Source organism: Coleofasciculus chthonoplastes PCC 7420, assembly GCF_000155555.1.
Lineage (GTDB): Bacteria > Cyanobacteriota > Cyanobacteriia > Cyanobacteriales > Coleofasciculaceae > Coleofasciculus > Coleofasciculus chthonoplastes_A.
In genome coordinates, this window is sequence record NZ_DS989873.1 from 60644 (window position 1) to 69880 (window position 9237).

The following is a 9237-nucleotide window of genomic DNA, read 5'->3' on the forward strand; positions in this document are numbered from 1 at the left end:
CTGATGTTTATTCAATCTCAATAGAGGTTGGTTGCGAATCGCTGGTTCCCGTTGTGGTCAATGGCGTGCGATACTCAGCATAGAGGCGATCGCGCCAGTCGAAGAAGGTTTGATACATGCTACTATCGGCTAAACCAGGAATACCTTTCCCGTTCAGGGAGTCAGGCAAATCCAGATAGGAACCTTCGGGAAATTTCAGCAGTAAACTAACCCCAGCCACGGCAAAATCAGCTAAACAGGGACTGTCTGTGACCAGATAGGGGCGATCGGACAAAATTAAGCTGAGGGCTTCTAAGTCTTGCTTCAGGCTGTCTCTGGCGTCTTTGAGGGCGTCTGCACTGCAACCGAAACCAATCCCCAAAACCTCAAACACTTCTGCGGGAACACCGCCCAGAACGGTTTTGAAGAAATCTGGCGTATCTTTGGGTAATACTGATGTGCGATAGCTGGGATTGTGACTTAATGCCCCATAGAAGACTTTACGACTTTTGACACCAATGGATTCATCTGCCCATTCTTCCATCAGCAAGCATTGGGCGCGTTGGTGGGGATCGGTGGGAATTAGGGGCTTGTCGGGATACTTGCGATCTAAGTACATCGCGATCGCAGTCGAATCAGCAATGACGGTATCTCCATCTTTGAGAACCGGGACTTGCCGTTGACCCGATAGGCGATACAAGTCTAGCTGTCCGATTCCGGGAGTGACTTCAATTTTGCGATAGGCTAGCCCTTTGTAATCGAGAATCAGCCGCACTTTTTCCGAAAACTGCGACATTTCAAATTGATACAGTTCCAACATGATTTATCTCCTTAGGGTTTAGTTTGATCGTTTGTCCTTTGTCCTTGGGAATTGCTTCAATTGAACCAATAACCCAGGACAGTAATGTGCAGAATACTAAGCCATTTGAGGTGTCAGGTTAAGTTCCAGCGCTTCTTTTGGCTGAGGGTCAATCACCTGAGTGGATAGGTTGTGCTGTGCCAGTTGCGATCGCAACTCTTCCAGACTACCAACCTGATTCAACAGGAAATCTAACATTCCCTCGTACTGAACTCCACCTCCGGCGGCTGTGGGTAGAAACACTTGGGGTTGCACCCATTGTGCCAGTTGCAGTGCGGTACGATGCCCTTGGATAATCGGTCCCAGCACAGGTAATTCCAACGTCACCACGGGACTAATCACCACATCGATGGGAGCATACTCTTTTAACTGCTCCGATGGATACCCATGAGGTTCATAATAGAGACTTGTACCACTCTCTAACTGTTTGACCAGATAGGCATTTTCCTGCAAAAAAGGACCAATCGGTGCCCCTGGTAAGGCGCGGATTTCAATTTGGTCAGCGAGGGTGAAGGTTTGACCAAAGGCTAACGGCGTCACCTGAGTATAGCCCAACTCTTTCACCACCGTTGCTGCATTCTCTGAACCCACGACGGGAATCGTCTTGTCCAGCTTTTCCAAGGTAGGTTTGTGGGCGTGATCATCGAGTCCCTGAGATAGCAGAATCAAGTCTATCTGATCAGGAAGCGCATCCAAGGCTGGAGGTTTGTCGCCTTTGAACAACCAGGGCATATTGCCAAAGATTAGGGAATCCACAAGCCAGGGATCAATCAGGATGTGTTTTTGCCCAAGTTCGAGTAGCCAGCTATTGGCGCCGAAGTAGGTTAGGTGCATGGCAGTCCGACTATAGTGTCATCTCTCCCAATTGTAAAGTTTCTTAAAGTTTCTGCCCGTTGTCTGGGGGGAGATGGGGAAGCTGGAGAAATTAACTCAAAACGCTTCGTGTTCCCTGACATAAGACAAATGACGAATGTTAGGGTAGAAACGAATACAGGGAAATCTACCAAAAGCTAGTAGGAACTGTTGAGCATTTAAACCCTACCGTAGGGTGGGTTTCGACTTCGCTCAACCCACCAAGGCTCAGTCAGTATCATTCATCGATACCCAATGTAAATGCATGACAGCTTCCCGAAATTTCTATCCGAGAATTAATTAGCTGATTTTCCATGTCAACCCTAATCGAAAAATTACTTGCCGCCGGCTGGTGTTACGAAAGTAATCGACCCAGCCATAGTCATGAAAAGACCGAAATCTATAAAGATTGGGAGATTATTACCTATCCTGAATTAGCCTTACATTATCTGCCAACTGGAGAATATTTTATTGGTTCGACTAATCCCACCTTAGGGTCAAAAGTCTCCCAAGCTAAAATCGGCGTCATTAAGGCACTAATTGACTCTTCCGACTAAAATCACGCATTTGTAGTGGTATGGCACATCTAATTTGATCAATTAGGCTCATACCCAGCAACTGTAGGGGCGCAAAGCTTTGCGCCCGATTCAATGGTAAAATCTATTCCACTGACAAAGGACGAATTACACCTAATGAGCATTATAAGAGCCTTTAAAGATACGCTCTTGCTGTTCTGGCGTAATCCAAGTGGCTCTAGCAAATTGGGTTCTTGGTGGTATGAACTGACCTTGAACCGGGTTATATTCCATAACTTCTCCCGATTCAATTTCATACACCCAAGCATGGAGTTGCAATTTTCCGGCTTTAAGTCGAGACTGAATTACCGGATACGTGCGTAAATTTTCCAATTGGTTAAGAACATTTTCTTGAATAGACACATTGAGTAGGTCTTCCCCTTCGTAGCTTTGATAATGTTCCTTAATAATCCGCCGCGTTGCTTCCGCGTGTTTGAGCCATTCGTAAACCATTGGCATATCCTCTTCCAATTTGCTGAGTTTCAGCAATCCTTTCATCGCGCCGCAGTGGGAATGACCACAAACAATCACATCTTCAATACCTAATGCATGAATAGCATACTCAACGGCTGCACCTTCTCCGCCATTCGTCGCTCCATAGGGAGGAATAATATTCCCCGCATTACGGATGATAAACATTTCCCCGGGTTTGGTTTGGGTAATCAGATTGGGATCAATCCGGGAATCGGAACAAGTAATAAATAGAACTCGCGGATGTTGTCCTTGAGAAAGTAACTCAAATAACTCCCGGTGCGTTGTAAAATAATTGGTCTGGAACTCATGCAGACCCTGGATTAACTGTTTCATCGATCAACTTTTCCACAAGATAAGGGGACATCATTGTCTATGATCCCACACAAGCGTAAGTTGTCACGCATTTATTTTGAGAGTTGAGGCTGACAGGGGGATGGAGGGACTCCGCAGACAAGGAGATCTCCTTCAATAGAGGAACCAAGAACAAATCCCCTTATAACTCAGTCCGCGTTAGGGAAGCATTTTTTGACGGAAAGTATCGAAATTATTGGTTAGCAATGGTTTCAAGACTCAATTTCATCAAGTAAGTCGGTGGCGTCTTTCCAAGCCACCACTTTGCCATCTTTATACAGTTTTGCAATGAAGGGAGCCTAATTTTCTGAAATGAATTTCAGCATAGATGGTAAGGCATCTCGAAAGGCAATCGCTGTTTCTTCTCCAGACAGTTTTTTCGAGGCAAGGGTGAACATCCGAATGCCTGCACGGGCTACAGCTTGGCGTTCTAGGGTATTTCTAGCAATGCGTGCATCTTTTGTTAGGATGATCCAACCCCATTCTCCAACTTGTGGTATCCAGTCTTGATCGAAGGTATTTTGTGGAAAATGATCATCATGAATTTCGACGCTAACCCCTGTTTCTTTCAGCATTTCTAGGATGGGATGTTTTCCTAAGCAGCGATCAATGAAAAAGACGGTTGTTTTTGGCTTGAGATTCATGCAGCAACGGGGCGACTCACACAGCGTATAGCTTCCTCGATTTTATCGATTTCACATTCATAATCATGGGCAAGCTGTTGGGGAGAATCACCAGCATAAAATCTTTCGCCAATGACATCTACAGGAATTCCTGTACCTGCAATGACCATTCTACCAAAGGCGACACGCGGGTCTATCACGACAAAACATGGGTTATTTTCTTCTTGATTGCGGGTGAATGGGAATAGCTTAATGGCTAAACCTTTATCATCGGATTCGATTCTTTCTAAGTGGGTTTTTAAGGCATTTTTTAGGGTCTTTTTACCATCCTGTGATGCATTGATAAGAGAGCCATAATGGTCAATAAATAAATCAACACCATCTGTATAAAATTCTTGATGTGCGAGGGGATGGTGGATATTAATTTTTTCGTTGATGTAATCTAATGCCGCTCTAACTTTTGCTAAGTCGATGTGATGATGTTGGCGGATAGCTCTGAGAACATGAATTTCAATTAGGTTGATGAATGTCAGGGTTAAGGGTTTTCTTTTCTTAATGTCGATGACGGGTTCAAATTGTTTATTGCCGTCTGTGATTTTGTATTGATAGCCGACTGTCCAAGACCGAATGGTTGAGTAGGGTATATTCAGATAGCGGGATGCGTCCCCAGCCGAGTAAGTGGGAATATCGCGTGGGTCTTTACCGCCATAAATATCAATCATTGTGATGTTGTTTAACCTTTATCTGTTTTTATTTTAAGCCTAAATGTCTCTATTTTATTAAATCCTTAAGGTAAAAATACTCAGGAATTACGCAGCTACGCTATCTATAGTGGTAATGGTGAGTTAAGCTGGGCTAACACACCTGAAGGGGTGACACAGTAATCGAAATCGATAGGAGATCCTCCAAAAAAACTGTAACAACAAGCTACAAATTTTTTTTTAGAGATGTAACCGTGGAACGTCTCAACAAACCGCTATTACGCTTACCGACGCTCTAGTAGTGGCGTGGCACACCTAATTGGTGGATTAGCCTTACATCCTCCAAACCGTAGGGGCGCACCGACGTGCGCCCGATTTAATCATAAAATCTATGTCACCATTTTAGCTGTGCCACGCCAGTAGAGTTCAATTTTTCCCTACACTCCATACCCTGTCTGACCCTCAATTCCCTTGTCATGTGGTGAGATGAAAGTGAAGCCGAAAGCTTTCCAGAAGCTCGAACAGGCGCGAGATAGTTATCCAATGGTTACAGATTAATTACTCTAATGGTAATAAAATTTCAAAGGTTGTCCCTTTCCCTAACTGTGACTGCATTAACAATTGTCCGTTATGTTTCTCAGTGACAATTTGATGAGTAATCGCTAACCCTAATCCTGTCCCTTTTCCGACTGGCTTAGTCGTAAAAAATGTCTCAAATATCCGCTCTTGAATATTGGGTGCTATTCCTGAACCATTATCACTAATTTTTACCAAAACCCAGTCCCTTTTATGCTGTTGCTCCAGGCGAGTGTTAATTTCAATCTGAGGCTGCCATGAGCCAGACCCATTCCCAGCTTTTTCTGCCTTTTCAGTCAGGGCATCAATAGCATTACTAATCAGATTCATGAAAACTTGGCTTAGTTGACCCGACGAACAATTAACCAATGGCAATTCATCATAATTTTTAATAATGTTAATTCCTTTTTTAAGTCGATTGTTTAAAATAATTAACGTACTTTCAATGCACTCATGAATATTCGCAGACTGATGTCTCGACTCATCCATGTGTGAGAAGTTTTGCAGGCTACCAACAATTTTGGTTAATCGTTCTGAGCCTAATTTCATGCTTTTCAGGATTTTCGGTAAATCCTCTAAGATAAAATCGAGTTCATAATCTTCTTTGAGTTGACTTAAATCTTCTGATGGCTTTGGAACTTCTGCGGCGTAGGCTGTCAATAGATCGATTAACTTGTCACAATAATCATCTAAGAATTCAAAATTCCCGGTAATACACCCGACTGGATTCTTAATTTCATGAGCAATCCCCGCTACCATTTGTCCCAAACTTGCCATTTTTTCGGTTTGAATCATTTGAGCTTGAGTTTGATCATGCAAAAGCTGGGTGGTGAGTTCCTGAATTTGCGACTGAGCCACGAGTAATTGATGCACATCTAGCAAGCGGTAGGTTCCTGACTCTAGTTCTACAATAATGGGTTCGTAAACAAATTTTGGTGTACGCTGAAGTGAACGGCGAGCCGCATCAACTATTTTTGTATCTCCTCTGAGGATTAAAATATCTGCATTGACAAAGCGGTATAACGAGTGCAGCGGACGTTTTAAGAACAGTTCCAATCCATAAGGACTACTCATTTGTTCCAAAAACTGCCTTCGGGAAATCATCCCGACAAGTTTTCTATGTTGGGTGAGAATAACTCCGGGTAATAGAGGATTTAATTGGAACGATTGAGCCACGTCTCTACCGGGTTGAACTGATTCCACCTGAAAGTGATAGAGATTAAGTTCTCGGATAGTGGAATCTAAGGTCAGATTAGCGGTCTCGGCTTGGGGTAAGACGCATAAGTCGGGGTAGTAGTCTTGAAGAGAAACCATAATGCTATAACAATTAAACCTCTAATTTGTATATAAACCCACAATCAACTATTTGTCTTATGGTTTGTAAAATGATTTAATAGTTGGTTTGTACGAAATATTCTAGAAAATAAAGATGCCCTGAAACGTTAATATCGTTTTAAGAAACGATTAAACTTTAATAAAGACCAAGTGAACACGGGAAATTAATCCAATTTAAGTAGAGAATCCCTGATATAAACTAGAGACGGTTGAAGTTATCCATCAGCATTAATGCTAACGGGTATAAACAATCACGCGATCGCGTCCGGCTGATTTAGCTTGATATAATGCAGCATCAGCGGCTGCGGTCAAGGTTGTTGGTGATCTGCGTGGATTAGGAATGGTACTGGCGACGCCAATACTCAACGTAACGCAGTGACTCACAAAAGAGGTTGCATGGGGAATGTTTAAAGTCCGCACCGCTTGTGCAATCGCTTGAGCCACCTGAGTTGCACCATCGAGAGGAGTCAGGGGTAAAATGACCACAAATTCTTCACCCCCATAACGCGCTACTAAATCGGCGGGACGCTTAACTTGACGCTGGATAGCCGATGCAACTTCTCGTAAACAGTCATCACCCGCCTGATGACCGTAAGTATCATTGTAGTATTTAAAACAATCTACATCACACATAATTAGCGACAGCCAAGAGTTTCCCACACAATGTTGTTTCCAGCAGGTTTGTAAATAGTCATCAAATCGCCGACGATTGGCAACCCCCGTTAAACCATCAGACTTGGCGAGTTCCTCTAGTTGCAGATTAGCAATTTCTAACTCCTGATAAAGCTGCTTGAGTAACCGGGTGGCTAGTTCGTGAATATACAACTGAGCCACTAATAATTGATAGGCGTCCAATAGGCGGTAAGTTTGGGTGGTTAACTCCACAGCGATTGGTTCATAGAGTAAAGCTGAAGGACGTTCTAAACAATGGCGTGCTGCTGTAACAATTTGGGTATCCCCGGTTAAAACTAACACCTCAGTCTGGGCAAAACGATACAATGATTTGAGTGGTCGCCGCAAAAAGAGTTCCAATCCATAGGGACTGCTCATCTGTTCCAGAAACCGTCGCCGCGAAAGTATACCCATAAATCTCCCCTGTTCAATTAAAATAACTCCTGGTAATACAGGGTTTTGTTGGAATATCTGAGCCACTTCCTCTCCAGGTTGAGACGCTTCAAATTGAAAATTATAGAGAGGTAATTCTTGCAGTGTCGCATTTACACTCAATTGTTTTATCTCTGGGTAAGATGTCTCAAGTTGCATAGATGGCTGTTGTATAGAATACATCGATGAATCCATAAGGGTTCTCTCTTCTCTCTAGCAACTGTTAAAAATAAAATTTTAACACCGATTTGTAAAAAGTTCGGATTTAAATTATACAGTTTTGCTCAATAGATTTACATTAAGTTAAGCGAATAAAACAAGGTTAAGATTGGGTTATTAAAAAGTAATCAGTAGAAGACTAAACGGGTAGCAAGTAGGTTGGGTTGAGGTACGAGATCCAACGCAACAAGGATAACCATGGTAAAAGGGTAATATTTGTATTGCAGTGAACTACAGGTATGACTGGCTAATGGTTTTTGGGTTGTGCAGCAAACCCTAAATAAGTACCTAGACATAAATTCTGTCCGCTGTACGAAGAAATGTTAACAAGCCTCAAACCCTTACTGTTACCTGTTGCCTGTTGCCTGTTGCCTAATCTCAACCGTCAACTTGAATGAAAGTCCGACTACTTAGCAGGTGGGGATGTTAGCCTAGATCAACAATTGATGTTTCAAAAGGATTAGTTGTCCATTCATGTCATGAAGAAAGTCGTCGTCGGTCTATCCGGTGGAGTTGATAGTTCAGTTGCCGCCGCTACCCTACATCATCAAGGCTATGAAGTCGTTGGTCTGACCCTGTGGTTAATGAAAGGTAAGGGTCAATGTTGTTCTGAGGGAATGGTCGATGCGGCGTTTATTTGTGAGCAACTGGGCATTCCTCATCATATTGTAGACAGTCGTGAGGTTTTTCAGGCAAATATCGTCGATTATCTGGTTTCGGGGTATGAATCGGGAATCACGCCCTTGCCTTGTTCTCAGTGCAACAAAACGGTTAAATTTGGTCCCATGTTGGCTTATGCACGGGAGACGTTAGGCATTGATAAAATTGCCACGGGTCACTATGCGCGGATTCGCTATGATGCCAAGAGCGATCGCTATCAGTTGCTGCGGGCGGTAGACTCTAATAAAGACCAGTCTTATTTCCTGTATGACTTAAGCCAAGAGTTACTCGCCGCCTCTATATTTCCTTTAGGCGAACTGGAGAAGACGCAAACGCGACAACTGGCGGCTGAGTATCAGTTAAAGACGGCAGCTAAACCAGAAAGTCAGGACTTATGTTTGGTTGAGTCCCATGGTTCAATGCGAACGTTTCTGGATCAGTATATTTCCCAAACCACGGGAGATATTGTTGATACTAACGGTAAAGTCTTAGGTCAGCATCAAGGAATTCACCATTACACGATTGGACAACGCAAAGGACTCGGCATTGCTGCACCTGAACCGTTATACGTTGTGGCGATTGATGCCGGGGCGAATCGAGTCATTGTTGGCGATCGCGCCAGTGCAACTCAACCGGATTGTACCGTGGGGCGAGTCAATTGGATATCGATTCATCCGCCAACGACTCCAATTCAGGCGTCTGTGCAAGTGCGTTATCGCAGTCATCCCGTAGATGTGACGGTTATTCCCCTAGACGGGAATCGGATGAAACTGATTTTTGATCAGCCGCAGTTTAGCATTACTCCCGGACAAGCCGCCGTCTTATATGACGGGGAAATGCTGCTAGGCGGTGGAATTATTGAACGAAATCAGGATGCAGTGTAGAGACGTGCCATGGCACGTCTGGGATATGGGGGGTTGTTCTGTAGG

At 43.7% G+C, this 9237-nt stretch carries 9 protein-coding genes; 2 read left to right on the top strand and 7 right to left on the bottom strand.

Going from position 1 to position 9237, the window contains the following annotated elements:
- Positions 1 to 7: 7 nt before the first annotated feature.
- Positions 8 to 799 (bottom strand): glutathione S-transferase family protein, encoded by a 792-nt coding sequence (locus MC7420_RS31385; RefSeq protein ID WP_006105760.1) that lies wholly within the window; start codon positions 797 to 799, stop codon positions 8 to 10.
- 96 nt (positions 800 to 895) lie between these two features.
- Entirely contained in the window at positions 896 to 1672 is a 777-nt protein-coding gene (locus MC7420_RS31390) for an MBL fold metallo-hydrolase (RefSeq protein ID WP_006105767.1), read from the bottom strand.
- 332 nt (positions 1673 to 2004) lie between these two features.
- On the opposite strand from MC7420_RS31390, the gene MC7420_RS31395 reads away from it, so the two are divergent.
- On the top strand, positions 2005 to 2247 hold the full coding sequence (locus tag MC7420_RS31395) for a hypothetical protein (protein ID WP_006105755.1): 243 nt from the start codon (positions 2005 to 2007) through the stop codon (positions 2245 to 2247).
- 132 nt (positions 2248 to 2379) lie between these two features.
- Here MC7420_RS31395 and MC7420_RS31400 read toward each other — a convergent pair whose 3' ends face one another.
- The 5 genes from MC7420_RS31400 to MC7420_RS31420 all read right to left on the bottom strand — a co-directional run bounded on the left by MC7420_RS31400 (position 2380) and on the right by MC7420_RS31420 (position 7624).
- On the bottom strand, positions 2380 to 3072 hold the full coding sequence (locus tag MC7420_RS31400) for a carbonic anhydrase (protein ID WP_006105779.1): 693 nt from the start codon (positions 3070 to 3072) through the stop codon (positions 2380 to 2382).
- A gap of 317 nt (positions 3073 to 3389) precedes the next feature.
- Entirely contained in the window at positions 3390 to 3734 is a 345-nt protein-coding gene (locus tag MC7420_RS31405; protein WP_006105714.1) for a PIN-like domain-containing protein, read from the bottom strand.
- Positions 3731 to 4435 carry a DUF433 domain-containing protein gene (locus MC7420_RS31410; protein ID WP_044210827.1) on the bottom strand — a complete coding sequence of 235 codons (705 nt, stop codon included), beginning with the start codon at positions 4433 to 4435 and terminating at the stop codon, positions 3731 to 3733. The genes MC7420_RS31405 and MC7420_RS31410 overlap by 4 nt, the downstream gene beginning before the upstream one ends.
- 537 nt (positions 4436 to 4972) lie before the next feature.
- On the bottom strand, positions 4973 to 6304 hold the full coding sequence (locus MC7420_RS31415) for a sensor histidine kinase (protein WP_006105722.1): 1332 nt from the start codon (positions 6302 to 6304) through the stop codon (positions 4973 to 4975).
- Positions 6305 to 6559: 255 nt separating this feature from the next.
- On the bottom strand, positions 6560 to 7624 hold the full coding sequence (locus MC7420_RS31420) for a GGDEF domain-containing protein (RefSeq protein WP_232231825.1): 1065 nt from the start codon (positions 7622 to 7624) through the stop codon (positions 6560 to 6562).
- 503 nt (positions 7625 to 8127) lie between these two features.
- On the opposite strand from MC7420_RS31420, the gene mnmA reads away from it, so the two are divergent.
- A complete protein-coding gene (gene mnmA / locus MC7420_RS31425; RefSeq protein ID WP_044210831.1) occupies positions 8128 to 9192 on the top strand; it encodes a tRNA 2-thiouridine(34) synthase MnmA in 1065 nt (354 codons plus the stop codon).
- Positions 9193 to 9237: the final 45 nt, after the last annotated feature.

Bases quoted from the DNA above. Each gene is read 5' to 3' on its own strand.
- MC7420_RS31385 (WP_006105760.1), bottom strand. From the start codon at position 799: ATGTTGGAACTGTATCAATTTGAAATGTCGCAGTTTTCGGAAAAAGTG.
- MC7420_RS31390 (WP_006105767.1), bottom strand. From the start codon at position 1,672: ATGCACCTAACCTACTTCGGCGCCAATAGCTGGCTACTCGAACTTGGG.
- MC7420_RS31395 (WP_006105755.1), top strand. From the start codon at position 2,005: ATGTCAACCCTAATCGAAAAATTACTTGCCGCCGGCTGGTGTTACGAA.
- MC7420_RS31400 (WP_006105779.1), bottom strand. From the start codon at position 3,072: ATGAAACAGTTAATCCAGGGTCTGCATGAGTTCCAGACCAATTATTTT.
- MC7420_RS31405 (WP_006105714.1), bottom strand. From the start codon at position 3,734: ATGAATCTCAAGCCAAAAACAACCGTCTTTTTCATTGATCGCTGCTTA.
- MC7420_RS31410 (WP_044210827.1), bottom strand. From the start codon at position 4,435: ATGATTGATATTTATGGCGGTAAAGACCCACGCGATATTCCCACTTAC.
- MC7420_RS31415 (WP_006105722.1), bottom strand. From the start codon at position 6,304: ATGGTTTCTCTTCAAGACTACTACCCCGACTTATGCGTCTTACCCCAA.
- MC7420_RS31420 (WP_232231825.1), bottom strand. From the start codon at position 7,624: ATGGATTCATCGATGTATTCTATACAACAGCCATCTATGCAACTTGAG.
- mnmA (WP_044210831.1), top strand. From the start codon at position 8,128: ATGAAGAAAGTCGTCGTCGGTCTATCCGGTGGAGTTGATAGTTCAGTT.